This is a genomic window from Cognatiyoonia sp. IB215182 (assembly GCF_033963905.1).
GTDB lineage: Bacteria > Pseudomonadota > Alphaproteobacteria > Rhodobacterales > Rhodobacteraceae > Yoonia.
The window spans coordinates 211,344-236,912 of sequence record NZ_JAXBMB010000005.1 but is presented as its reverse complement, the minus strand read 5'-3'; the positions used below and the strand labels follow the sequence as shown (position 1 = coordinate 236,912).

General features: G+C 59.3%; 25 protein-coding genes. 19 read left to right on the top strand and 6 right to left on the bottom strand.

Annotation, left to right across the window (positions count from 1 at the left end; all coding sequences use genetic code 11):
* The first annotated feature begins 66 nt into the window (after positions 1-66).
* The 8 genes from SLH47_RS11950 to SLH47_RS11915 all read left to right on the top strand — a co-directional run bounded on the left by SLH47_RS11950 (position 67) and on the right by SLH47_RS11915 (position 8,832).
* Complete coding sequence (locus tag SLH47_RS11950; RefSeq protein WP_320239739.1) at positions 67-1,059, top strand: Hsp33 family molecular chaperone HslO; 993 nt, start codon at positions 67-69, stop codon at positions 1,057-1,059.
* On the top strand, positions 1,052-1,636 hold the full coding sequence (locus SLH47_RS11945) for a CoA pyrophosphatase (RefSeq protein WP_320239738.1): 585 nt from the start codon (positions 1,052-1,054) through the stop codon (positions 1,634-1,636). Before SLH47_RS11950 ends, SLH47_RS11945 begins: the two co-directional genes overlap by 8 nt.
* Complete coding sequence (locus tag SLH47_RS11940) at positions 1,633-2,763, top strand: CCA tRNA nucleotidyltransferase (protein ID WP_320239737.1); 1,131 nt, start codon at positions 1,633-1,635, stop codon at positions 2,761-2,763. The genes SLH47_RS11945 and SLH47_RS11940 overlap by 4 nt, the downstream gene beginning before the upstream one ends.
* Positions 2,756-3,337 (top strand): LysE family translocator, encoded by a 582-nt coding sequence (locus tag SLH47_RS11935; RefSeq protein WP_320239736.1) that lies wholly within the window; start codon positions 2,756-2,758, stop codon positions 3,335-3,337. Before SLH47_RS11940 ends, SLH47_RS11935 begins: the two co-directional genes overlap by 8 nt.
* 45 nt (positions 3,338-3,382) lie before the next feature.
* Complete coding sequence (locus SLH47_RS11930) at positions 3,383-5,227, top strand: ABC transporter ATP-binding protein (RefSeq protein ID WP_320239734.1); 1,845 nt, start codon at positions 3,383-3,385, stop codon at positions 5,225-5,227.
* Complete coding sequence (locus SLH47_RS11925) at positions 5,224-7,056, top strand: ABC transporter ATP-binding protein (RefSeq protein WP_320239733.1); 1,833 nt, start codon at positions 5,224-5,226, stop codon at positions 7,054-7,056. The genes SLH47_RS11930 and SLH47_RS11925 overlap by 4 nt, the downstream gene beginning before the upstream one ends.
* Positions 7,057-8,256, top strand: a complete 1,200-nt coding sequence (locus SLH47_RS11920; protein WP_320239732.1) for a class I SAM-dependent RNA methyltransferase — start codon at positions 7,057-7,059, stop codon at positions 8,254-8,256.
* An 87-nt stretch (positions 8,257-8,343) separates the two neighbouring features.
* Positions 8,344-8,832, top strand: coding sequence for a L,D-transpeptidase family protein (locus SLH47_RS11915; protein ID WP_320239731.1), 489 nt, complete (start codon positions 8,344-8,346; stop codon positions 8,830-8,832).
* On the opposite strand, the gene SLH47_RS11910 is transcribed toward SLH47_RS11915, so the two are convergent.
* Positions 8,829-9,380 carry a CAP domain-containing protein gene (locus SLH47_RS11910; RefSeq protein WP_320239730.1) on the bottom strand — a complete coding sequence of 184 codons (552 nt, stop codon included), beginning with the start codon at positions 9,378-9,380 and terminating at the stop codon, positions 8,829-8,831. The genes SLH47_RS11915 and SLH47_RS11910 overlap by 4 nt on opposite strands.
* Positions 9,381-9,555: 175 nt before the next feature.
* On the opposite strand from SLH47_RS11910, the gene SLH47_RS11905 reads away from it, so the two are divergent.
* Positions 9,556-10,137 (top strand): L,D-transpeptidase, encoded by a 582-nt coding sequence (locus SLH47_RS11905; protein ID WP_320239729.1) that lies wholly within the window; start codon positions 9,556-9,558, stop codon positions 10,135-10,137.
* Between the two features lie 59 nt (positions 10,138-10,196).
* Here SLH47_RS11905 and SLH47_RS11900 read toward each other — a convergent pair whose 3' ends face one another.
* The 4 genes from SLH47_RS11900 to SLH47_RS11885 all read right to left on the bottom strand — a co-directional run bounded on the left by SLH47_RS11900 (position 10,197) and on the right by SLH47_RS11885 (position 15,609).
* Positions 10,197-11,510 (bottom strand): serine/threonine protein kinase, encoded by a 1,314-nt coding sequence (locus SLH47_RS11900; RefSeq protein ID WP_320239728.1) that lies wholly within the window; start codon positions 11,508-11,510, stop codon positions 10,197-10,199.
* A gap of 306 nt (positions 11,511-11,816) precedes the next feature.
* A complete protein-coding gene (locus SLH47_RS11895) occupies positions 11,817-13,535 on the bottom strand; it encodes a hypothetical protein (protein WP_320239727.1) in 1,719 nt (572 codons plus the stop codon).
* A 110-nt stretch (positions 13,536-13,645) separates the two neighbouring features.
* Complete coding sequence (hemH, locus tag SLH47_RS11890) at positions 13,646-14,731, bottom strand: ferrochelatase (RefSeq protein WP_320239726.1); 1,086 nt, start codon at positions 14,729-14,731, stop codon at positions 13,646-13,648.
* 53 nt (positions 14,732-14,784) lie between these two features.
* A complete protein-coding gene (locus tag SLH47_RS11885) occupies positions 14,785-15,609 on the bottom strand; it encodes a methyltransferase domain-containing protein (protein WP_413785638.1) in 825 nt (274 codons plus the stop codon).
* A 22-nt stretch (positions 15,610-15,631) separates the two neighbouring features.
* Here SLH47_RS11885 and SLH47_RS11880 point away from each other — a divergent pair, with 22 nt between their 5' ends.
* The 9 genes from SLH47_RS11880 (at position 15,632) to urtE (ending at position 24,250) form a co-directional block, all read left to right on the top strand.
* Complete coding sequence (locus SLH47_RS11880; protein ID WP_320239724.1) at positions 15,632-16,354, top strand: double zinc ribbon domain-containing protein; 723 nt, start codon at positions 15,632-15,634, stop codon at positions 16,352-16,354.
* Positions 16,355-16,386: 32 nt separating this feature from the next.
* Positions 16,387-16,644: a glutaredoxin 3 gene (gene grxC, locus SLH47_RS11875; RefSeq protein WP_320239723.1), complete on the top strand. Its 258-nt coding sequence runs from the start codon at positions 16,387-16,389 to the stop codon at positions 16,642-16,644.
* Positions 16,641-17,471 (top strand): carbon-nitrogen hydrolase family protein, encoded by an 831-nt coding sequence (locus tag SLH47_RS11870; RefSeq protein WP_320239722.1) that lies wholly within the window; start codon positions 16,641-16,643, stop codon positions 17,469-17,471. The genes grxC and SLH47_RS11870 overlap by 4 nt, the downstream gene beginning before the upstream one ends.
* Positions 17,471-17,914 (top strand): MarR family winged helix-turn-helix transcriptional regulator, encoded by a 444-nt coding sequence (locus SLH47_RS11865; protein WP_320239721.1) that lies wholly within the window; start codon positions 17,471-17,473, stop codon positions 17,912-17,914. The genes SLH47_RS11870 and SLH47_RS11865 overlap by 1 nt, the downstream gene beginning before the upstream one ends.
* 356 nt (positions 17,915-18,270) lie before the next feature.
* Complete coding sequence (gene urtA / locus SLH47_RS11860; protein WP_320239720.1) at positions 18,271-19,551, top strand: urea ABC transporter substrate-binding protein; 1,281 nt, start codon at positions 18,271-18,273, stop codon at positions 19,549-19,551.
* 68 nt (positions 19,552-19,619) lie between these two features.
* Positions 19,620-21,560, top strand: coding sequence for an urea ABC transporter permease subunit UrtB (urtB, locus tag SLH47_RS11855; RefSeq protein WP_320239719.1), 1,941 nt, complete (start codon positions 19,620-19,622; stop codon positions 21,558-21,560).
* A gap of 89 nt (positions 21,561-21,649) precedes the next feature.
* Complete coding sequence (gene urtC / locus SLH47_RS11850; protein WP_320239718.1) at positions 21,650-22,816, top strand: urea ABC transporter permease subunit UrtC; 1,167 nt, start codon at positions 21,650-21,652, stop codon at positions 22,814-22,816.
* Positions 22,813-23,562, top strand: coding sequence for an urea ABC transporter ATP-binding protein UrtD (gene urtD, locus SLH47_RS11845; protein ID WP_320239717.1), 750 nt, complete (start codon positions 22,813-22,815; stop codon positions 23,560-23,562). Before urtC ends, urtD begins: the two co-directional genes overlap by 4 nt.
* Positions 23,555-24,250: an urea ABC transporter ATP-binding subunit UrtE gene (gene urtE, locus SLH47_RS11840; RefSeq protein WP_320239944.1), complete on the top strand. Its 696-nt coding sequence runs from the start codon at positions 23,555-23,557 to the stop codon at positions 24,248-24,250. Before urtD ends, urtE begins: the two co-directional genes overlap by 8 nt.
* A gap of 46 nt (positions 24,251-24,296) precedes the next feature.
* Here the strand turns inward: urtE and SLH47_RS11835 are convergent, their stop codons facing one another.
* Positions 24,297-24,692 carry a RidA family protein gene (locus SLH47_RS11835; RefSeq protein ID WP_320239716.1) on the bottom strand — a complete coding sequence of 132 codons (396 nt, stop codon included), beginning with the start codon at positions 24,690-24,692 and terminating at the stop codon, positions 24,297-24,299.
* Between the two features lie 88 nt (positions 24,693-24,780).
* On the opposite strand from SLH47_RS11835, the gene SLH47_RS11830 reads away from it, so the two are divergent.
* The gene (locus SLH47_RS11830) at positions 24,781-25,500 is read left to right on the top strand and encodes a helix-turn-helix transcriptional regulator (protein WP_320239715.1); all 720 of its coding nucleotides are present in this window, start codon (positions 24,781-24,783) and stop codon (positions 25,498-25,500) included.
* Positions 25,501-25,569: the final 69 nt, after the last annotated feature.

The following is a 25,569-nucleotide window of genomic DNA, read 5'->3' as shown; positions in this document are numbered from 1 at the left end:
TTGGAGGCCGCCTTGCCCCGCCTATATAGGCGCGGTATGCCAACTCCTGACATGTAAGGAAAGCCTATGAGCCTCGGCCAGCAAATCGCCTGGGACGATACCGTCCTGCCGTTTCAACTTGACGCATCCGACATTCGCGGTCGGGTGGCGCGTCTTGATGGTGTGCTGGAACAGGTGCTGTCGCAGCACGACTACCCGCCGCTGATCGAAGGGCTGGTGGCCGAGATGGCGTTGCTGACCGCACTCATCGGGCAGACGGTCAAGTTGCGCTGGAAACTGTCGTTGCAGGTGCGCGGATCGGGTGCGGTGCGTCTGATTGCAACCGACTATTACGGCCCCAGCGAAGACGGCCAGCCTGCGCGCATCCGTGCCTATGCGTCATATGATGCTGAAAAGCTCGATGAGGCCGCTGATCCGTTTAGCCAGATCGGTCAGGGTTACTTCGCCATTCTGATCGACCAAGGTCAGGGCATGACGCCCTATCAGGGGATCACGCCGATTGCGGGCGGGTCGTTGTCGGCCTGCGCGCAGACCTATTTCGCGCAGTCCGAGCAATTGCCGACACGGTTCCAGCTGACCTACGGTCAGTCGCAATTGCCCGGCCAGGACACTCATTGGCGTGCGGGCGGTGTGATGCTGCAGCATATGCCCAAAGCCTCGCCTTATGTCAGCGGTGAAGGTGGATCGGGTCAGGACGGGTTGCTGGAAGCGGCTGATATCCTGAACGACGATGAAAGTGAGAACTGGGTGCGGGTGAATACGCTCCTCGACACGGTCGAAGAAATCGAACTCATCGGCCCCGCCGTGGCGCCGACGGACCTGCTCGTGCGGCTGTTTCATGAGGAGGCGCCGCGTGTCTTTGACGCCCAGCCAGTGAAGTTCGGCTGTTCCTGTTCGGCGGATAAAGTGCGGCAGAGCCTGTCGATCTATTCGGCGAAGGACATCGCCACGATGACCACCGAAGAGGGCACCGTGACCGCAGATTGCCAGTTCTGCGGTGCGCATTACGCGTTTGACCCTGACACGCTGGGGTTTGAGGCCAAGGACGCCAGTGCCTGATCTTGAAAAACGTCTGTGCGACGCATTGTCCAAAACTGGGGATGCGTCCTCGGACTTTGACCTTAATCAGGATGTGAAAGTCCCCGATTGGGATCTGACGTCTGCGGGTGTTCTTGTGGCTGTGCGGGCAGAACGCGAGACGGTTATCCTGACCAAACGTTCGGCTCGGTTGAAGCATCATCCGGGCCAGATCGCCTTTCCCGGCGGCAAGCAGGACCCTGATGATGCGACCGTCACTGATGCCGCCTTGCGCGAGGCAGAGGAGGAGATCGGACTGCACCGCGACCGCCCACGGGTGCTGGGCACGCTGCCGCCGCATCAGACGGTAACAGGCTATCAGGTCACGCCGGTGCTTGCACTGCTGGAGGGCGCTTTCGACCCGATCCCGGAAGCTGGCGAAGTCAGCGAAGTGTTCGAAATCCCGCTCGCTCATCTGGCACAACCCGCGATGTTCCGCGTCGAAGGGCGGCGCTGGCAAGGGCGCAAGCGGCACTATTATACCGTGCCTTACGGCCCTTATTATGTCTGGGGGGCGACCGCCCGCATCTTGCGCGCGCTTGCGGATCGGTTGTCATGACCCGGATCACCGCAGACTGGATTACGCAGGACGCATCGCAAAGGATATGCCGCCTGCTGACGGATGCAGGGCATCAGGCGTGGTTCGTGGGTGGTTGTGTTCGCAATGCGCTGCTGGGTGAACCGGTCGCCGATCTGGACTTGTCGACAGATGCATTGCCGGTTGAGGTGACCGCATTGGCCAAAAAGGCCAAGCTGAAGGTGATCCCCACAGGCATCGACCACGGCACGGTCACCGTTCTGATGGATCACATCCCGTTTGAGATCACGACATTTCGCCGGGATGTCGCCACTGACGGCAGGCGCGCAACGGTCGCTTTCGCAGACAATATGAAAGACGACGCGCGGCGGCGCGATTTCACGATGAACGCGCTTTATGCAGGGCCGGACGGCATGGTTGCCGACCCGCTCGGCGGTCTTCCAGACCTACTCGCGCGGCGCGTGCGGTTTATCGAGGACGCGGATCAGCGGATTAAAGAGGACTACCTGCGCATCCTGCGGTTCTTTCGGTTTCATGCGTGGTATGGCCATAACGGTCCAGACCCCGATGGCCTCGCCGCATGTGCGGCCAATATCGACGGGTTGCGCCAGTTGTCGGTTGAGCGAGTGACGAGCGAAATGCTGAAATTGCTCGCAGCACCTCATCCGGCGCCTGCAATGGCTTCGATGGCGGCAACAGGGGCGCTTGTTCAGATACTGCCCGGCGCCGATGTCACCACACTTGCAGTGCTCGTGCATGTCGAGGAACAGGCGGGGCTGTCACCGGACCCAATGCGCCGCCTTGCGATCCTGGGCGGTGCGCCGGAAACGGATTTGCGTCTGTCAAAAGACCAAGGGCGATATCTCGAACAGATCCGGGCGGAGATGTCGCCTGCTGAAGCCGCTTATCGCTTTGGCATTGATAGTGGGATAGACCGTCTGGCCATCAACGCAGCTTCACTGGGGCATGAGATCAAAGCCAAAGATGCGAAATCGGTGCGGCAAGCTGCCGCGCAGACTTTCCCCCTGACCGCCGCCGATCTTATGCCCGCGCTTAAGGGTCCCGCCCTGGGCAAGGCACTGAAGGCGGCAGAGGCGCGCTGGATCGCGTCGGGTTTTACATTGACCAAGGCCGATCTGCTTGACTGAATTCCTGCCCCTGATCGGTTTTGTGTTCTTCGGGCTGTTCTCGCCGGGGCCGAACGTGATCCTGCTGACCACATCGGGCGCGCGGTTTGGCTTCAAACGAACGCTCCCGCACATTCTGGGCGTGGCCGTTGGTGTGGGGATCACGGCAGGTGTGACCGGCTTCGGGATCGGCGCGCTTTTGCAGGCGCAACCCACGCTGACGCTGGTGCTCAAGATTGCTGCTGCGGCCTGGATCCTCTGGATGGCTTTCAACCTATGGCGGGCCGATCCGGCCACGTCGAAAGAGCGGGACAGGCCCTTCACATTCGTCGAGGCGGTGCTCTTTCAATGGGTTAATCCCAAGGTCTGGGCGGTGGCGCTGAGTGCTATGGCCTATGTGCCCGCACTCCCACCTTCGGGTCAGGCCGTTACTCTCGGAGCCACGTTTTCAGGCCTCAATCTGGGCGTCTGTCTGTTTTGGACCACAGCAGGCGCATTACTGTCTTATCTGCTGACAAATCCCCGCGCCTGGCGTGTCTTCATGCGCGTCATGGCGCTCGCCTTGGGCGTGTTTTCCCTTCTGGTTTTCCTTTAGGTCAATCCCTGTTATGTGAGCCTTATAACCCGATAAGGCAGACCAATGTTTCGATTCTTCGAAGGCCTGGTCGATCCCTATACCGCGTATCAGGAGACCGACACGCCGCCCAAGCGGCTCTACCCGTTTCTGCGGAATTACGCAGAGCCGTTCAAAGGTGTTTTGATTGTCACCGCACTGGGCTCCATGGTCATTGCGGCGGTAGAGATCTGGCTGTTGGGTTATGTCGGGCGGCTGGTTGATACACTCTCAAGCGGACCGCCAGCCGAAGTCTGGGCGCGGCACGGGTTGGAGTTTATCCTCGTCGCACTCTTCATCCTGACCCTGCGCCCGATCCTGCATATCGCGCAGGTCATGCTGCTGCACCAGACGATCCTGCCGAACTTTACCACGCTCGTGCGCTGGCGGGCGCACCGGCACGTGCTGCGCCAGTCGGTCGGCTGGTTTGAGGATGATTTCGCAGGCCGCATCGCCAACCGGATCATGCAGACGCCCTCCTCTGCCGGTGAGGTTATGTTCCAGCTTTTCGATGCTCTGACATTCGCTGCGGCCTATGTCGTGGCCGCCGCAGTGCTGCTCGGGCAGGCCGATCCGCGGCTGATCATCCCGCTTCTGTTGTGGCTGATCCCTTATCTTTTGCTGCTCCGCTGGGTGGTCAAGCGCATCGGCCCAGCGTCAGAGGCCGCATCGGATGCGCGCAGCAAGGTCACCGGGCGGATCGTGGACAGCTATACCAACATCCATTCGGTCAAGATGTTCGCCCATCACGACCGCGAAATCGCCTATGCCAAGGACGCGATGGAGACGAGCCGCAAGACATTCCAGGCCGAGATGCGGCTTTACACGATTATGGATGTCGGCCTGATGGTGCTGAACGGCCTGTTGATCGTGGGCGTTGTTGGCTGGTCAATGTGGCTTTGGGGCCTTGGCACCGCGACGGTCGGTGTTGTGGCTGTGGCCACCACACTGGCGCTGCGCCTCAATGCGATGTCCGGTTGGATCATGTGGGCCACCAGCAATTTCTTCCGCGAACTCGGCGTCGTGTCCGAGGGCATGCAGACGATTGCGCAACCAATCAAACTACTCGACCAGACATCGAATGCACTGCGGGTCGAAACTGGCGAGATCCAGGTCAGGGGCCTTTCACACCATTATGGGAAGGAGGCTGGCGGCCTCGACAATATCAACCTGACAATTCGACCTGGCGAAAAGGTCGGGCTGGTTGGGCAATCTGGCGCGGGGAAATCGACGCTCGTGAAGCTTTTGCTGCGGTTTTATGATGCCGAGAAGGGCAGCATCACAATCGATGGCCAAAGCATCGCGGATGTGAGCCAGGACAGCCTGCGCCGCAATATCGGGATGGTGCAGCAGGACAGCGCGCTCTTGCACCGGTCCGTGCGTGACAACATCATCTACGGCAAACCGGAGGCGAGCGAGGATGACATGATCGCAGCGGCAAAAAAGGCCGAGGCGCATGAGTTCATCCTCGGCCTTGAGGACAGCGAAAAGAACAAAGGATATAGCGCCAAGGTGGGTGAACGCGGCGTGAAACTCTCTGGCGGCCAACGCCAGCGGATCGCGCTTGCGCGGGTGATGTTGAAAGACGCGCCGATCCTGTTGTTGGACGAAGCAACGAGCGCCCTAGATAGTGAGGTCGAAGCGGCAATCCAGCGGACGCTTTATGGCATGATGGCGGGCAAGACCGTGATCGCCATTGCCCACCGGCTGTCCACGATTGCGCAAATGGATCGGATTATCGTCATGGATCAGGGGCGCATTGTGGAAGAAGGCACGCATCAGGCGCTGTTGGCGGCCAATGGCCAATATGCGCGGTTCTGGGCGCGGCAATCGGGTGGTTTTCTGGGCCAGGACCTTGGTGCAGCCGAATGAAGCCCGAAACCTGGATCGATCCCTTCGCGCGGGCAGACGGTGCCCCGCCGAAAACGCTGATGGCGTTTTTGAAGTGGTGCATGTCTGGCAGTTTAAAGGTCACCGGTGGGGCTGCGCTGGTGTCAGCTTTTGCCGGGACATTGGAGGTTTTGACCGCGCTGATGCTGGGGTTGGTGATCGACGCAGCCTTGGTTTCATCACCTGACAGCTACTTTTCCGACAATGTTATGTTGCTGGTGGGCGTGACCGCCTTCTTTGTCATCCTACGGCCCATTGTGCTGGGTATCTCTGGCATGATGCAGGCCGTTGTGGTCGGCCCGGCGCTCAGCAACCTGATCCTGTCGCGGCTGCATCGACACACGCTCGGGCAGGCGGTCACGTTTTTTGACAATGACTTTGCCGGTCGGATTTCGCAGAAACAGATGCAAGCGGCGCGCGCAGCGACAGACCTAATGGTGGATATGATCCACACGGTTGCCTTTGCGCTGGCCTCGGTCGTGGGGTCGATCATTCTGCTCTTGACGATTGATATGCGCAGCGGCGCGCTCCTGTCGCTGTGGGTTATCGCATATATCGGTATGATCCGGTATTTCATGCCGCTGATCCGCAAACGGTCCAAGGCGCGCGCAGCCTCCCGCGCAATGGTGACAGGTCAAGTCGTAGACACGATCACCAACATCAAGACGGTCAAGCTTTTCGCCCATGACGATCACGAGGATCGGGCAGCCATCGACGCAATGGTCAACTATTGGGGTACGGCGGTCCACTATGGATGGCTGTCGGCATCCTTCCGGTTCTGGCTGATGGCGCTGGGTGGCTTGCTGCCGATCTTGCTGGTTGGGGCCACGCTTTATTTCTGGACCACGGGCAGCGCCACACCGGGAGAGGTCGTTGCTGCCGGTGCGATATCACTTCGGCTGGCGCAGATGACCGGGTGGGTCAGTTTCACGCTGATGGGCATGTATTCCAACGTAGGTGAGCTTGAGGATGCGATGAACACCCTCAGCCCGCCCCATGGTCTTGTGGATGCGGAAGGCGCCAAGCCGCTGGTTGCCGATCAGGGCGCCATCGCCCTGCGGAATGTCAGCTTCAGCTATGGCGGCGGACCTGGCGGGCTTTATGATGTGACGCTTGATGTGAAACCGGGTGAAAAGCTGGGGCTGGTTGGGGCGTCAGGCGCGGGCAAGTCCACGTTGGTCGCACTGCTCTTGCGGCTTTATGACACCGAAGAAGGTGCTGTCGAGGTGGACGGCCAGGACGTCCGCGCCGTTACGCAGGAAAGCCTGCGCCGCCAGATTTCCATGGTCACGCAGGAAACGGCGATGTTTAACCGCTCGGCGTTTGACAACATCCGCTACGGCAATCCGGACGCCGATCAGGCCGCGATTGAGGCCGCGGCCCAGCAGGCCGAGGCGCATGAATTCATTGCAGGTCTGAAAGATCACAACGGGCGCACCGGTTATGACGCGCATCTAGGCGAACGCGGCGTGAAACTCTCCGGTGGGCAGCGACAGCGGATCGCGATTGCGCGTGCTATCCTGAAGGATGCGCCGATCCTCGTGCTGGACGAGGCGACCAGTGCGCTTGATTCCGAGGTCGAGGCCTCCATCCAGCAAGCACTGGAACAGGTCATGCAAGGCAAGACGGTGATCGCTATCGCCCACCGCCTTTCGACACTTGCTCGGATGGACCGGATCGTCGTGCTTGACGCCGGCCGGATTGTTGAGGAAGGCACGCATGACGATCTGCTGGCCAAAGGCGGGCTTTATGCGCGCTACTGGAACCGGCAATCGGGTGGGTTCATCAATGTCAAGGCCGCGGCGGAGTAAATGCTGACCATCGAAGGCGTCACCCACGCGGGGCTTGGCCGGGCCACAGATGGGCGATTGGTCCCGCGAGCCTTGCCGGGCGAGGTTGTCGAACTCGCTGCAGATGGCGCGGTCCGCATCATCACATCCTCTTCTGACCGGGTCGCCGCCCCTTGCCGGCATTTCAAATCCTGCGGCGGTTGCGCGATGCAACATGCCAGCGATACCTTTGTCGCGAACTGGAAACAAGAGATCGTGCAAAAGGCCCTACAGGCGCGCGGGATCGACGTGGCCTTTCGCCCTATGGCCACCTCACCTGCCCAGTCCCGCAGACGCGCGAAATTCTCCGGGCGGCGCACGAAAAAAGGCGCGCTTGTGGGCTTTCACGCCAAGGCGTCCGATACAGTCATCGCTGTGCCGGATTGCCAGCTTGTCACCCCCGCCCTGACCCGCACCTTGCCCGCGCTTGAGGCGCTGACGCTTCTGGCCGCCTCGCGCAAGGGCGAGATTGACCTTACCGTGACTGAAACCGCCGTCGGGGCGGATGTGCTCGTGACCACCGACAAGGACTTGGCCCGGCAATTGCGGATCGAACTTGCCGCACTCGCCAACCAATTCGGGCTGTCACGCCTTGTGTGGAACGACGAACCGGTGGTTACGCTGAACCCGCCTGCGCAGGATTTCGGCGGAACAGCAGTCACCCCGCCACCCGGAGCCTTCCTGCAAGCCACGCAGCACGGGCAGGATGCCCTGTGGCACGCGGTCGATGAGATCACGACAGATGCCCGCCGGATCATCGACCTTTTCGCAGGCTGCGGCACCTTCTCTCTGCCGCTGGCCAAAAGGGCCGAGGTCCACGCGGTGGAAGGCGAAGCGTCGATGCTGGCCGCACTCGACCGTGGCTGGCGTGAAGGCCATGAATTGCACAAAGTGACCACAGAAAGCCGCGACCTTTTCCGCCGCCCGCTGGAGCCGGACGAGTTTCAGCACTTTGATGCAGCGGTCATCGACCCGCCGCGTGCGGGTGCAAGCGCCCAGATCGCGACCCTCGCAGCTTCGGATCTTAAGACAATCGCAATGGTCTCCTGCAACCCTGTCACCTTCGCGCGGGATGCCGCGACGCTGATCGACGCTGGCTTCGAAATGTCCTGGCTGCAGGTCGTCGATCAGTTCCGCTGGTCTCCGCATGTGGAAATCGTGGCACCTTTCACAAGGAAATGAGCTTTTCAGGCTTTCTTTTCCTCCCTTTAGCCACAATTTACTGTCATAATGAAAAAAACGGCGCAGACCGGGACAGTAGGCAGTGTAATGATTTCAAGACGATCGATGATGGTTGGGGCCGCTTTGGGCCTGGCCGGATGTGGTGCGGCGGTACAGCAATATACCGGGCCACAAGTGACACGCATTCAGGTGTTTAAGGGGCAGCGAACGATGCAGCTTCTGCATCAGAACGCGCTTCTGAAGCAGTATAACTTTGATCTGGGCTTCGCACCTGTAGGCCATAAGGTTCACGAAGGTGACGGGCGCACACCGGAAGGTGCCTATCGCATTGATCGGCGCAATCCGAACAGCCGTTTCCATCTGTCGCTAGGCATCTCATACCCCAATGCCAGCGACGTGGCCTATGCGCGGTCCAAGGGGCTTGATCCGGGCGGCGATATCTTCATTCACGGCACGCCAGAGGCCTGGCTGGGTACCCCGGACTGGACCTGGGGCTGCATTGCGGTGAAAAACCACGAGATGGATGAGATCTACGCAATGGTCGAGAACGACACGAAAATCTTCATCTACGCCTAAGAGATTGTGCTGGGGATGGGCTGCGTGACGGCCGGATCGCTGCCCATGTTCAACGTCCACCAAAGCTTGCCCGCCGGTTCCTGAAACCAGGCAAAGCCCATGAAGCGCGCGTCCGGGTCAACGATGACAGCGCGGGTGTCGGGCTGGTTCATCCAGGCGGCGAGCGTTTGCAGTTCGGTCTCATAGGATTCCGAGATATTCTCACCCAAAAGCCGTCCGGGGAAACCGGCGCGGCGGGCACGATCGAGCGGACTGGACGCGTCAGATCCAAACAGCCAGGGCCGGTTCTGCACCGACATATCGCGCGAATGAGTCGCTGCGGCAGCGTTCAGACGTGCGTCAAGCTGAACAGGCGGAACCCCTGCCCGGGCGCGCACGGCATTCACGCTGTCGAGCATGCGAAATTGGACGGCGGCCTCGTCTTGCGGGCGAATGCGATAGACAGAGGGCAACGGCAGGCCGTCAGGCCCAAGCGGACGGCTGGGTGCGCCACCGCAGGCGGCCAGACTCGTCAGAGCCGCTCCCATCAGAAACTTGCGTCGATCCATGCCTTCATTCGCCTCATTTCGCGTTTGTCGTTCCTTATCCACATTGCACTGACACTTCAAACACACATGTTTGCGCCCATCGGCCCGTATGACATTTCTTTGAATTGCGGTGACATACCAGACACATTAATTTTCAGCCTTGAAAGATTTTCTGACTCAAAAATCGGAGCATGCCATGAAGAATGCACTGTCGCGCCGCGGTTTTCTGGCCGGGTCTGCCGCGATGATCGGGACAGGTGCCACCGCCCAGACGGCGGGCACAACCGAAATGGAAAGCGATATCTCGCAAGGGGTCCAGCGCAATATTTCGAGCTTTCGCTCGCTCGACTGGCGGCCCTACTTTGACAACTTGGACAATGGCGCGATCCTCGTCGATATCCAGTCGCGTGCACTACACTACTGGTCTGAAGATGAGTCGGTCTACAAGCTTTATCCCACCAGTGTGCCACTGACCGAAGACCTGACCCGCACGGGCCGCACGGCCATTACCCGCAAGGTCGAAGGGCCAAGCTGGGCACCGACCCCGGCAATGAAGCTGCGCAACCCCGAATGGCCTGACTTTATTGGCCCCGGCCCGGATAATCCGCTGGGCACACATGCCTTGCACCTGACCTGGCGCTATTACCGTATCCACGGCACCCATGATACGCGCAAGATTGGCCGCCGGTCGTCGAATGGCTGCATCGGTCTTTATAATGAGCAGATTGCGGAACTTTACAACTTCTCGCAGGTCGGCACACAGGTGCTGCTTATCTGAGCGTTTGGCAGAAGCCGAATACGAAAAAGGGCGCCGTATGGCGCCCTTCTTTTTTGAGCTTAGTTCATACCGCGCCGAAAAATCCTGTCCGAGATAAAGGATCGGATGCGCGAACGCTGCTGGATGGGTTCCGGCACGATGACAGGCATCGGTTTCGGCGCACGCGGCTTGCTGGGTGTGGTCGCTTGCGGCTCGACGCTTTTGGGTCGTTCGCGCACAGCCTTTTTCTTTTCAATCTTCGAGGTTTCGGCGTTGAATTCGTCGACCCATTTCGGCGCAGTCACACGCGGCTCACTCGTCACCGGAGCCGCGGATTGCTTCTTTGCTTCGCGCGGTTGCGAATTGCGGACAAATTCGTTCGTTTCGCTCACCAAACGGGTCAGTGTTTTTTCCAGCTTGTCGTTCTTGGGCTGCTGGATCGGCTTTGATAGCGTGAGCGGCTTTTCGGTCGTGATCATCGCTGACCATTCGCGCGCAGTCTGCAAACGGTCCTTCGGCAGGATGCGCATCGCTTTGTCGATCGCGGCGAGGAATTCAGGCTCATATTCATCAAAACGACCTGCCAGCGGCACGCAAGGATCCGGGTTGTTTCCGGCGAATTCGGCCATCCGCGTCTGACTATTGGGCGGTGCGGACCCTGTGATCAGGTGATAGAAGGTGGCGCCCAGCGCGTAGAGGTCACTGCAAGCCGATTGCTTGCCGCCGGCGAAATAGAATTCCTGTGGCGAGTAGCCGTCTTTTACCACCAACACGGCAGAAAGCGCACGCGTCTCACGACTGGCCTCTTCTCGGGCAGCGCCAAAATCGATCAGAACGGGGCTACCCCATTTGTCGAGCAAGATGTTGTCGGGTGCGATATCGCGGTGCAGCAGGTCATTCTGGTGCACCAGATCAACCGCGTCGAGGATCTTGATCAGTGTTGCTTTGACCTGTTCAGGCGTCAGCGCCTGGGAATTGTCCTTGATGATGTCCAGCAAATCGCGGCCGTCGATCCGGTCGAGCACAAGATAGGCCGTCTCGTTATCTTCGAAAATGCGATGCACGCCCACAATGTTGGGGTGACGCATTTTGGCGATGCTGCGTGCCTCGCGCATGAACATCTCGACAATGGCGCGATACTTTTCGTGGTTGGAATGTGACCGGACGAAAACGCTTTTGCCGTTGCGGCGGCAGAACACTTCGGGGAAGCATTCCTTGATCACGACGCTCCGCTCAAGGTAGTTGTCCTGGGCAAGATAGGTGATGCCGAAGCCGCCGTTGCTGAGCGGTCGGATGATGGTAAACTGATCGCCAAGCAAGGTCGTGCCGTTCGGAAGCGCTTCGCTTTGCTCCGACGGAGTGTCCGTACCTTTCTGCTTTGTCGCGGTCGCCATGTTTCACCAAACTCCGCCCAAAAAATGCGGTCCATACACAAAAACAAGCGAGTAAAATTTCGTTCTGAAATATGGTTTGTTTGCGACCTACTTTGGAAAAGTTGTGGGTTTTTAGATTAACGCAATGCAACGATTCCTATTTTATATTTGAAATCAATGTCTTATTCAGGGCCGATTCAGTGCGCTCTTTGCGGGTCGCGTGCACTGATTTGCAACTTTAGGGCGGTTCTTTCATGGCTGTTTCAGTGGGCCGCCAAAGTGATTCTGGCGTGGGGTTGCTGTGAAATCACGTGGAAATTTTTCACCTCAGGGCGACGACAGACGATTAAGCTCTATCGGATCATCGCTGAAAAAGATGTTGGCGCCGGGGCGGATTCTGAGCGTATTGCCGTCACAAGTGTAACGCGCCGCTAGGGGCTCTTCGTCCGTGACGGTTTCGTCGGTCGAGATTTCCTGCCCTTCAGGGCCGGAGCCACCCACGCTGCCTGTGATTGTCGCCTCCCAGATATTGCGCTCGGTACAGAGGGTCATGCGGCGGCCATTCGTGCCCCAGCGCCCGCGATCTTCGTTAACGCGAATATCCATCGTGATCTCAAAATCATTCGCGCCATCATTGCCTCGGCCCGACATGGTCATGGGGCGATTGCTGGAAAACGTGCCATCCGCCGCGAATGTGTAGGTTTCCGTGTGGATATCGACCTGATCAATCGACCCGCCGCCCATGGTCGCAAAGCCTCGCATCATGGTCATGAAAGGAGAGCTGCGAAAATCCTCGGCGGCGTCGACCACTTCCCAATGGCCGACCACGCATTGATCCACGCCGCCCAGCACCGCGCCACAAGCGAGCGAACAGGTTTCTTCCTGGAATTGTACGCCATATTGATAATCATCATCTGTGTCGGAAAAGCCAATGACAACAAAGGTGTGCGTGTCCTGACAAGGGACCTCAACCTCAAACCCGTCCGCCATATTGCGCCAACCGCGCGTCGGATTGCCACTTTCATCAAGCCGGGTCCAATAGGCGATGGTGCCGGGTTGTCCGGTGATGGCCCAGACACCCGAACTCAGCGTCACATGATGCCGCATCATCTGCGCCCGACCACGCGGCACCAGCACATCGGCATTATCCGTTTCAGGCGGGATGACAGCGGCCTCGACCGGGGCATTCCGTGTCGGGGCCACCCGCCGCCAGTCGCGGGTGAAGATGTTGCGTTCCGTGTAAGTGATCGCGAATTCCACCCATTGTGCCGGGGTCAGTGCATCAATGACGCCTTCGACGGTTTCCGAGATGTCCGGCAGACCTTGCAGATAGGGGATAATGGCATCGACCCCCCGACTTTGTGCGAGCCAGACGAATAGCACCCAGGCCTCGTCTTCCAGCTCATTGAACGGAATGCGCGCGACGTTGTCTTCAAACCGGTCGACAAAGCTGTGCGGCACACTGGAGTAGACCTGATGTTCAAACCATGTGGCAGAGCCTTCAATGGCCCAATCAGGGCTTGCGAAGAATAGGTTCGTCGCCATCGCCGCCTGAATGCAATGGAAAAACTCATGCGCGACTGTGGGGCCGATTTCGGCGGCCCAATTTGCCGCCGACCATGATGTTTCCAGCAAAACGACATGGCAGACATCACCGCGCGAAAAGGTTTCGCCGTACGCGCCAGAGCCATCGGTGCGCGGCCCTGCGACGATGAACTCAACCGCGCGCCCGGGATCGACCGGCCCCGCCGCCAAGAGTGACGTTGCGCGGTCCGTTTCCACCAACGCGGTGACGACAGCATCCAGAAAGCCCGGTGGCACAGTCGCGTCTGTCGCTGTGGTCAGGCGCGCGGGGACATTCGTTGTCGGCAGCGTCCCTTCCCAATGGGCATTGCAATCGCCGAGTCCCAAAGACAATTCGTCAGGGTATCCGTCGCGCGCGAAACCGGCCAAAGATGGAGAGCATTGCTCGGTCTGTGCCCAAAGGGGCGAATTGAGGCAAAGAAACGTAAAAACGGCAAAGGCGGAAATAGATTTGCGCATCATGACCTCGGCAATCGTTGGGCCTGATGAACAACAGAAAGCTGCGCCATCGGGCGAACAATTCTTATCAGGCCACTCTACCCCCGATGCGAACGCAATCAACGCCGCGATGCTTAGTCCAGCCAACCTTTCAGGTTGCGTTCGATTACGCCCGACAGCGCGTCGATATGGGCCGGGTCATCGTTGAGGCAGGGGATGTAGGTGAAGTGATCGCCGCCAGCCTCTTCAAAGCTTTCCTTGATCTCTTCGTTGATCTCTTCAAGCGTTTCGATGCAATCGGCGGAGAAGGCTGGCGCGCAGACGGCGATGTTCTTCACGCCTTCTTCCTCGGCCAGGCGCGCGACCTCTTCCACCGTATAGGGCTTCAGCCATTCCTCCGGCCCGAAACGCGACTGGAACGTTGTCACGATCTGGGTGTCGTCCCAGCCCAAGCGCTCTTTCAAGAGCCGCGTGGTTTTCTGGCATTGGCAATGATAGGGATCACCTTCGCGTAAATACCGCTCTGGCACACCGTGATAAGAGCAGACGAGCTTTTCCGGCTTGGTTTCAGCCGCCGCATAAGCGCGTTCGATGGACTGCGCGAGCGCCTCGATATAGGCGGGTTCGGCGAAGTAGGGTTCCACGACGCGGGCGACGGGCTGCCACTTTTCTTCCATCAGAGCGCGAAAGAATTGGTCATTGGCGGTGGCTGAGGTGGCGCCGGCGTAATGGGGGTAGAGGGGGAAGAACAGGATTTTGGTGCAGCCTGCCTCAACCATTTCGCGGACCTTGGATTTGGTTGAGGGGTTGCCGTAGCGCATGCAGAAATCGACGCGCACATCGTCGCCATAACGGGCGACCATCTGCTTTCTGATGGCGGCGGTCTGCTGCTTCGTGATCGTCATCAGCGGGCTTTCATCCGCCTCTTCATTCCAGATGGATTTATATGCGGCACCTGATGAAAAGGGGCGTTTTGACAGGATCACAAGCTGCAAAAGCGGCTGCCAGATCCATGCGGAATAGTCGATGACGCGCTTGTCGGACAGAAACTCGTTCAGATAACGCCGCATCGACCAATAGTCAGTCGCATCCGGCGTCCCGAGATTGGCCAAAAGGATGCCGACGCGGGCCGGTTTGACGGGCGGGTGATCCGCCTTGGCATGCACCGGGCATGTTGCTGGGCGCTCTTCGGCCTGGCTTTGTGCGTCAAACATTTTCATTGCCCTCTTAGGTAGCGCGCTTGGCGTGTCATTTAAATGGGATACGCGCGGGATCAATCATTGGACCTATTTAAGGGCGTCTCAATCGTTCCCAATGCGTCGGCCAGTCGCGTCTGCGCGCTGCCGGGGCGCAGGGGTTGCTGTTGTGTGTCCGACGGGGCCCAGCCGGTGAGCGTAATGATCTCAAACGTCGCATCGACGCGGTTATCGGCGTTGCGAAAGTGCGCGGCGTAGATTTGTGAGGCTTTGATCAATATCGCGCGGCGTGTGGTGTGCTTGATCCGCTGGGTCAAAGCGTTGTTTTCGCCCATCTTGCGCAGGTCATGCATCAGGTGAAACGCGTTGGCGTAGCTGACATTCAGCGCATCGCTGTCGGCGACGGGCATCGCAAAGCCTGCCCGTTGCAACAGTCCACCAAGGTCGCGGATTTCGCCCATCGGCGCGATCCGGGGGGAGAGGCCGCCGGTAACCTCGGCTTCGGCCTCCGCTAGTGATGTACGCAATTCGTGCAGGGTCTGGCCGCCAAGGAACGTACACAGCAGCAGGCCGTCGGGTTTCAGCGCGTGGCGCGACTGGACAAGCTGGCCCACCGGGTCATTGGCCCAGTGCAGACACATGGCGTGGAGGACCAGATCATGCGCCTGCGGCTGCAGGTCCAGCATCTCATCATCTGCGACAATCGTGGCATCGGGAAACCGCGCGTGCCAGAAATCAGGAAAACCCGTGGCAATGGCGATGGATTTAAAGGTTCTGTTAACCTCGTTCAGTCTTTCCTGAAGTGCGTCAGCCGCATGTTCCTGCAGGAACAGCGCGTCAGGTTCGGCGCGGCTGCGATTACGCAGAAGCGCTGCGCGGTCAGTGATTTGCGGCATATTCATGCGCGTCATTTAGGGTGGTTTCATGCGGTTGCAAAGCGTCATTCGGGCCATTTACCCCGCACAATGCGTCGCTTGCGATGAGCCCACCGAGGCAGAGTTTGGGCTATGCGGTTCGTGCTGGCGCGAGACGAAGTTTATCGGCGGATTGGTCTGCGACACTTGCGGCGTGCCCTTGCCGGGTGAGGATACAGGCGAGAGCGTGCAATGCGATGACTGCATGACCATCGCGCGACCCTGGGACAGGGGCCGGGCGGCGCTGATCTATACCGGCATCGGGCGGTGTCTCGTATTGCGCATGAAACATGGCGACCGCACCGACCTTGCCCGACCTGCGGCCATGTGGATGACCCGCGCGGCGCGACCGCTTTTGCGGGATGATACGGTGCTGGTGCCGGTACCGTTGCATTGGGCACGGCTGGCGCGCCGCCGCTACAATCAGGCAGCGCTGCTGGCCCATATGCTGGGGCGCGTGCTTGAACGGCCGGTCTGTGCGGATGCGTTGCTGCGGCCCAAAAAGACCAAGCCGCTTGAGGGGCACAGCAGGGATGCCCGATTTGAGACGCTGTCCGGCGCCATCATTCCGAACCCCAAGCGGCAGGGCCAGATCGCGGGCAAATCGGTTCTTTTGGTCGACGACGTGATGACATCCGGGGCAACGCTTGCCGCCTCTGCCGAGGCTGCCCGCGCTGCCGGTGCCGCAAACGTGTCGATTGTTACACTGGCAAGAGTGGTTAAAGACGCCTAGATCAAGGGAAAATCCAGTGCGGGACCACGAATATGGCGAATGTTGAAATCTACACCAAACCCACTTGCGGCTTTTGCTTCATGGCAAAACGCCTGCTGCAATCGAAAGATGTGAGCTTTGCCGAGGTCAATATCTCGGCCCAGCCGGAGCGCCGTGCCGAGATGATCCAGCGTGCAAATGGCGGCAGCACCGTGCCACAGATCTTTATCGGTGGCACCCATGTGGGCGGCTGCGATGATCTGATGGCGCTTGAGCGTGCGGGCAAGCTGGATGCGATGCTGGCTGCATGAAGGCGGCACTGCTTCAACTGAATGTCAGCGATGATCCGGCGTCAAATCTGCCCCGGACGGTGGATATGATTGCCGAGGCGGCGGGCAAAGGGGCGGGCTTTGTTCTGACGCCAGAGGTGACCAATTGTGTGTCGCAGCAGCGCAAACATCAGGCGCGTGTACTCCAGCAAGAGGCCGATGATCCGACCCTGCATGCGCTCCGCGAGGCGGCGATCCGACATGGCATCTGGCTCTCGATCGGGTCGCTCGCCCTGAAAACGGATGATCCCGATGGCCGTTTTGCGAACCGGTCGTTCCTGATTGATCCTGCCGGGCAGATCGTGGCCCGCTATGACAAGATCCACATGTTTGATGTGACCGTGTCGGATACGGAAACCTACCGGGAGTCAGCGGGGTATCGCCCCGGCACACATGCGGTTGTGGCCGACACGCCTTTTGCGAAGATCGGGCTGAGCATCTGTTATGATATTCGCTTTGCCTACCTCTACCGCGCGTTGGCGCAGGCCGGCGCTGAGGTGCTTTTGGTACCATCCGCATTCTCGCCCGTAACCGGTGCGGCACATTGGGAGCCGCTGTTGCGCGCCCGCGCAATCGAGACCGGGTCTTATGTGCTGGCCGCCGCGCAGACCGGGACGCATGCGGCGCAATCAGGCAAAGCACGCACGACTTATGGGCATTCCATGGCGATCTCGCCCTGGGGTGAGGTTTTGCTGGACATGGGCACCGACCCCGGCATGGGTTTGGTTGATCTTTCCCTTGCGGAAGTGGCACAAAGCCGAAAACGTATCGCGGCCCTGAGCCACGATCGCCCATTTGAAGGCCCTTGATGTCCGACGCCTCTGACAGTCTTGCTGTTTCGCTTTTCAGCGAAATCCTGATGGTGGATCAGTTGGCCCGCGCCAATGTCGCGCGGGTGCTGCCCAAGGGCATGGAATTGTCGCACTTCTCCGTGCTGAACCATCTGGCGCATGCGGGTGTCGAACGGTCACCTGCGCAGTTGGCCAAGACCTTTCATCTGACACGCGGCGCGATGACGAATACGCTGCACAAGCTCGAATGGGCCGGCTGGGTCCATATTCGCCCCGATTGGGAGGACGCGCGGCGCAAGATGGTGGCGATCAGCCCGTCCGGCCAGGCAGCCCGCGACGCAGCCCTCGCCGCGATTGCACCGGTCATTGCCGAGGTGGTCCAGAAGGTCGGCAATGACAAAATCCGCGCGGCTTTGCCTGTCTTGCGCGAAATGCGGTTGAAGCTCAGCGTGGTGGAATGAGGTTTCGCCGCTCTGCTTGACGGGCGACACGCTGATCTCGCCCCATACTTGAGTTCTTCTCGTGGAACCGTCGTGCGATTAAAGCATGAGCATTTCGTCATCATTCGCCCAATAATTCAGCGGAACGCTGGGGCCATTTCTCGAACTGCTTAAATCTCTGGCCAATTTTAGGCGTTTCACGTCACTTGCAGTTGCTCACCAAAAGGCGAGCCGCGCGGATGGCATCCCGGCAGATCGCTACACCCGCGCGACGACAACATCACTGCTGCGGTTCCTGCCTTCGGGGATTGGCTTTTCGTTGAAAAGGGGCCTGGCGCCTTTTTGAAATCCGCAGCGACAATGGGGACCTTAAGTCTATGACGATTAAAACTTCTGCTCTTGCTTTGACCGCCCTTCTGGGCACAACGGCCATGGCTGCCGCCGAATGCGCTGACCCGATCAAGGTTGGTGTGCTGCATTCGCTGTCGGGCACGATGGCGATCTCTGAGACCACACTGAAAGACACGATGCTGCTTTTGATCGAAGAGCAAAACGCCGCTGGCGGCCTGCTCGATTGCGAGATCGAGGCGGTCGTGGTTGACCCGGCCTCTGACTGGCCGCTTTTTGCCGAGAAAGCACGCGAATTGCTGACCGTGCACGAGGTGGACGTGATCTTTGGCAATTGGACATCCGTGTCGCGTAAGTCGGTTTTGCCCGTGATCGAAGAGCTGAACGGCCTTCTGTTCTATCCGGTGCAGTATGAAGGCGAAGAGAGCTCCAAGAACGTGTTCTACACGGGTGCTGCACCCAACCAGCAGGCGATCCCGGCCACGGACTATTTCCTTGAGGAACTGGGCGTTGAGAAATTCGCGCTTCTGGGGACTGACTACGTCTATCCGCGCACCACGAACAACATTCTTGAGGCTTACCTGCAGGATAACGGCATCCCTGCCGAAGACATCTTTGTGAACTACACCCCCTTCGGCCATTCTGACTGGGCAACGATTGTGGCTGATGTGGTCGCGCTGGGCGCGGATGGTAAGCAGGTTGGTGTGATCTCGACCATCAATGGTGACGCCAATATCGGTTTCTACAAGGAACTCGCCGCTGCCGGTATCTCAGCCGATGATATCCCTGTTGTCGCCTTCTCAGTGGGTGAGGAAGAGCTGTCTGGCCTCGATACATCCGACCTCGTCGGTCACCTCGCCGCATGGAACTATTTCCAATCCGCTGAATCGGAGGCCAACGAGGCTTGGGTCGCAGCGTGGAAAGCCAAGATGGGCGAAGACCGCGTGACCAATGATCCGATGGAGGCGCATTACATCGGCTTCAATATGTGGGTGAATGCGGTGGCCGAGGCGGGCACGACGGATGTCGATGCCGTGCGTGAAGCAATGTATGGTCAAGAATTCCCGAACCTGACGGGCGGTACCGCCGTGATGCTGCCAAACCATCACCTGGCCAAGCCGGTTCTGATCGGCGAAATCACTGCCGACGGTCAGTTCGACATCATCAGCCAGACCGCGGAAGTGCCCGGCGATGCCTGGACCGACTACCTGCCTGAATCGGCTATCCTGAAATCCGATTGGGAAACGCTCGGCTGCGGGATGTACAACACCGAGACCGAGACCTGCGTGCAGCTGACCTCGAACTACTAAACGAAAACCGGTGCGGGGCGCGTTGCGTGCCGCACCGAAACGCCTGACAGACCGGCACAAGAGAACCCATGTTCCGACGGATTTTTCTGGCCCTTGCGCTGTGGCTGACGCTGCCTGTGATGGTTCAGGCGCAAAGCGTGCAGGACATCCTGCAAACCCACGCAGAAGAGGTGCTGAAACCTGGTCGCCGGTCCGTCGGTGTGGTGCTGGACGATCTGGTTGCCAGTGGTTTGCCGCAAGTGGTCCCGTTTCTGGAGGCCTGGCGCGACCGCGAGATTGTGCAGCGTGACAGCGATGGTCTGTTCTTTCGTGTGATCGCCGAGGGCGATATGGTCACAATCGCCGACCTTGATACCGGTGCCGAAGAGCAAGCCGCCGAAGACGACCTGACCGAATCCCGCCCTAATGGCGGCGTGCGTCGCGCGATTGGCGATGCGCTAGTGCAATTCCAACTCTCTGACCCGGATATCGCCAAACGGCAGGCCGCCGTGGACGCCATTGCCCGCAGCATGGATGCGAGCCAGCTTGAGCCGCTGAGAGCCTCCATCGAAGGTGAGCCGGATGCGGGTCTGAAGGCGGTCAAAACCCGTTTGGCAGGCATGCTTGCAGCGCTGTTTGCGGATACAAGTGAGGAACGTGTTGCGGCGATTGACGCGCTCTCGTCTGACCTCTCCGTCGATGTCCGTGCTGTGCTCAACCGGATCCTTGCGACGGAAGATGCTGTTGCCGAAACGCTCCCCGACGACGGAAATGTGGCCCAAGTGCTGGTGGTTGGCGATGACCTGACGCAGGCCGAGGCCTATGCACGGCTTGTCGCTGCTGACCTTGCCCCGCCCTTGGTCTCAAACGACGATATCCGCGATGCTCTGATCGCGAATATCGCGGGTGGCGAAGTGGGCGGTGTACCGATCCACGCGCTCGATACCGATGCGGCCCGTGGACTGGCCTATGATGCACTGGCGCGGGATGGTCTGGTGCCGGAACGGGTGAAACCACAGGCGCAAATCGACGCTGTCGCCGCCCATGTCTTTTTCACATCCTACACCGAACCTGATGCGGCCGTGACCGATGCTGCCCGCGCGGCACTTGATGCGATTGAAACGCGTGTCGGCCTGAGCCAGGCCGCCGATCTGGGCCTCGATGCCCTCTCGCTCGCCTCGATCTATTTTCTCGCCGCCATTGGGCTGGCCATCACTTTCGGCGTCATGGGCGTCATCAACATGGCCCATGGCGAGTTCATCATGATGGGCGCCTATACCGGCTTTGTCGTGCAGCAATTCGTGCCCGATTATACCATCTCCATCATCATCGCGCTGCCATTGGCCTTTGCCATCACCTTTGGCGCGGGTGTCGCGATGGAGCGGTTGGTGATCCGCTACCTCTATCACCGTCCGCTGGAAACCTTGCTTGCCACCTTCGGCATCTCCATCGCCCTGCAGCAATTGGCCAAGAATATCTTCGGCACACAGGCCCGCCCGTTGACCTCGCCTGAATGGCTGGACGGTGCGCTGGTCATCAACGATGTCATCGCGATCAGCTATATCCGCATCGCGATCTTCGTGATGGCGCTGATGTTTCTCGCGCTGATCCTCTTCGTTCTCAAACGCACCCGGTTGGGGCTGGAAGTGCGCGCCGTCACCCAGAACCCCGGCATGGCCGCTTCGATGGGCATTAATCCGGATCGGATCAACATGCTGACCTTCGGCCTTGGCTCCGGCATCGCGGGCATCGCCGGTGTGGCGATTGGCCTTTATGCCAAGGTCACATCCGAGATGGGGGCCGATTACATCGTTCAATCCTTCATGACGGTCGTCGTTGGCGGTGTCGGCAATGTCTGGGGCACGCTGGCAGGCGCGTCGCTGATCGGGTTCCTGCAGAAGGGGATCGAGTGGATGAACCCTTCCAACACGCTTGCCGCGCAAACCTATATGATCCTCTTCATCATTCTCTTCATCCAATTTCGGCCCAAAGGAATCGTCGCCCTCAAAGGTCGGGCGGCAGCGGACTGACCCCATGCATCTTCTCATGTTCACAAATACCTCGGGGAGGTCTGGAGGGGCAACGCCCCTCCAGCGGGGCGACGCCGAAGGTGGCGCAAATGCATAGAAGTTTTCTCGCCCAAAACCCATCCGTCCTGTGGTTCATCGCGCTCCTCGCGCTCTTCACCATTGCGGTGACCATCCTGTCGGAAGCCACAGGCATCGGCCTGATCTCAACCTCCTTCGTCAAAACGCTCGGCAAAACGCTGTGCCTCTGCCTTGTGGCTATCGCGATGGATGTCGTCTGGGGTTATTGCGGCATCCTCAGCCTTGGACATTTCGCCTTCTTTGGCATCGGCGGCTATGCGATTGGCATGTGGCTGATGTATGCGCGCACCGAGATTATCGTGCTGGAAAGCCTTGCTGCGCAGGCAATCCCGCCCACGCCTCAAGAGATATCGGATGCGATTGGCAACCAGATTTTCGGCGTCGTCGGCAGTTCCGAATTCCCGGCGATCTGGGCCTTTGCCGATAGCCTGTTCCTGCAGCTTCTTTTCGTCGTGCTGGTGCCGGGACTGCTTGCGCTGGTCTTCGGCTGGCTCGCCTTCCGCAGCCGGGTCACGGGCGTCTACCTTTCGATCCTGACCCAGGCGATGACCCTGGCATTGGCGCTATACCTTTTCCAGAACGACAGCGGCCTTCGCGGCAATAACGGCCTGTCGGGCCTCCAGAACATCCCTGGCTACGAGGACGTCTCGCAGGCCACGATATCAATCATCTTCTTTATTGCCTCCGCCATCGCCCTTGGCGCGGGCTATATCTTCTTTGCTTGGATCATCTCCGGCAAGATGGGCAGCGTCATCAAAGGTATCCGCGATAACGAGGCGCGGGTGCGGTTTCTGGGCTATCATGTGGAGAGCTACAAGCTCTTCGTTTTCACCACCACAGCCGTGGTCGCCGGGATCGCCGGCGCCCTTTACTACCCACAAGCGGGCATCATCAATCCGGGCGAAATCGCCCCCATCGCGTCGATCTACCTCGCCGTCTGGGTCGCCATCGGCGGGCGCGGGCGGCTTTATGGTGCGGTGATCGGGGCGGCCTTTGTCTCGCTCCTCTCCAGTTGGTTCACCGGGGGTGGCGCGCCCGATATCAACCTTGGTTTCTACACGATCCAATGGACGGATTGGTGGCTGGTGTTGCTGGGCGTTTCCTTCGTCGCCGTCACGCTCTTCTTTCCCAAAGGCATTGGCGGCCTTTTTGATTACCTCGTCAGGAAGCCGTCATGAGCATGCTGTTGGAGGTTTCCGGCGTCTCGGTGTCGTTTGACGGGTTTCGCGCGATCAACAACCTGTCGATCAACTTCGCCCCGACCGAGTTGCGCGCGATTATCGGGCCCAACGGTGCGGGCAAGACGACGTTCATGGATATCGTCACCGGCAAGACGAAGCCCGATGAGGGGACAGTCATCTGGGGGGATCGCAACATCTCACTCCTCGGTATGTCGGAAAGCCAGATCGCGATGGAGGGGATCGGGCGCAAGTTCCAGAAGCCCACGGTGTTTGAGGCGCAGACTGTGCGCCAGAACCTTGCCATGGCGCTGAAAAACCCGCGTGGGCCATTTACTGTGTTGATGCACAAGAAAACCAACCGAAACGCTGAACGGATTGAGGCTGTGGCTGACCAGATTGGCCTTGCGGACAGCCTGACCCGTGTGGCGGGTGAGCTGAGCCACGGGCAAAAGCAATGGTTGGAGATTGGAATGTTGCTGGCGCAGGAACCGCGTTTGATGCTCGTCGATGAACCAGCGGCTGGCATGACCCCCGAAGAGCGTGAAAAGACCACCGATATCCTGAAACAGGCGGCCAAGACCCGCGCGGTTGTGGTGGTGGAGCACGATATGGAATTTGTCCGTCGCCTCGATTGCAAGGTGACCGTGCTGCATGAGGGCGCGGTGCTGGCCGAGGGCAGTCTGGACCATGTGACGTCAAACCAGACCGTGATCGATGTCTATCTGGGGCGCGGCCATGCTTGAGGCCCGGCATATCGATCTGAAATACGGGCAAAGCCAGATCCTGTTTGATGTGTCGCTCACGGCTGCCGTCGGGCAGATCACCGCGGTGATGGGTAACAATGGGGTCGGCAAGACAAGCCTTTTGAAGGCGATATCGGGCCGGCACCCCTTGGCGGCAGGCGAGGTGCATGTAGGCGGGTCGCCGGTCGCGCTGTCGTCAGCCTATCACGCCGCGCGTGCGGGCATCGCCTATGTACCGCAGGGCCGGGAAGTCTTTCCGATGATGAGCGTGCTGGAAAACCTCAAAACCGGCTTTGCCTGCCTACCGAAGACCGATCACCGCATCCCGGACTACGTCTTTGACCTCTTCCCGGTGCTGCGCGACATGCAATCGCGGCGCGGCGGCGACCTGTCAGGCGGCCAGCAACAGCAACTGGCCATCGCCCGCGCACTAATCACGCGGCCGAAGGTGCTGCTGCTTGATGAGCCGACTGAGGGGATTCAGCCCAACGTGATCCAACAGATCGGCGACGCGCTGAAAACCCTGCGTGATCAAGGTCAAATGGCGATTGTGCTGGTCGAACAGAACGCTGATTTCGCTTACCGGATCGCGGATACATTCACCGTGATGGAGCAGGGCCGCGTGAAGCGAACGGCGGGCAAAGCCGACTACAACAAGGACGCATTGATGGCCGATCTGGCGCTCTAGCTTGGTGCGGCCATCGACGCCTTGTTCCGATGGCCGCTTTTTTCTCTCAGGCTGCTGCTGTGGCTTCGATTTCGAACAGAAGACCTGGCGCGGCAAGACGCGTGACCCCCAAAAGCGTCATTGGGGGCGCAACCTGATGCGGGCCAAATCGCATTCCCATCAGATCGAAGTTTTTGAGCGCCTCGTCTACGTCGGTGGCATAGACACCGAGCTTGATAACATTGCTCAGATCCAATTGCGCTTCCTTTAGGACGGCCTCCAGATTGTCGAGCGCGAGGCTGATCTGTGCACGCATATCACCTGGATGTTGCGGGTTGCCCTCACCATCAACGGCGGTTTGTCCCGCGCAGATGATCTGACGCGTCGCGCCGTCAAGCACCTCGGCCTGATTGTAACCCAGCTTGATCGACCAGTCCCAGGGGTTCACTGCTGTCCGCTCCATGTCGCAATCTCCTCAATTTGTGGTTGCTGGAATCGGTGTAGATCAAAATAGTGCCAAATCTTGGCGCTATTTGTGCTAGGGTCGCGATATGAACATAAGACTGAGACATGACGCCATCGTGCGCTCCCTCCGCCGAAATGGCACATCGACCATCGATGCTCTTGCTGACGAAGTTGGTGCATCGCGTCGAACGGTATTGCGCGACATCAGCGCGCTGCGTGACGAAGGCTATGTCATTCATTCGGATGTTGGTCGCGGCGGTGGGCTGCAACTTGACCCGCAATCGATGCAAACAACGGCCAAACTCTCTGTGCCAGAGGTCTTTGCGCTTCTTATTAGCGTTGCTGCCATGCGGGCAGCGGGGAACCTGCCGTTCTCGGAGCTGGCAGATACAGGATTGGCCAAGATCGAAAAGGCGCTGCCCGCGGATAAGGTCAAAGACCTGCGCGCCTTCCTTGACTGCCTGCATATAGGCCAGTTGTCGCCATTGCAGGACCTGTCAGATATGGGAAAGATGGACGCCAATCTGCTTCCTGCATTTGAAAAGGCCTTTCTCGGGCGTCAGTTGATATGCTTTGACTATCGCGACGCAAAAGGGCGCCAGACGAGGCGTGAGGTAGAGCCGCAGGCCATGCTGATCCTGCCACCATTGTGGTACCTTGTCGGCTGGGATCCGACGCGGATGGATTTTCGGCATTTCCGGATGGACCGGATCAGCAGCCCCGCGGCTGTCGCAGATACAAGCTTTCGCCGTCGGCATGTGCCGTTCGAAGACGATGTCTGTCCCTACAGCGCGTTGCAGAAATGATGGGCAGTGAAGCCATACTTATCCTGCATGTTGGGCCCCTCTGGCCGAGTGCCGCGCATGCAAAGCATG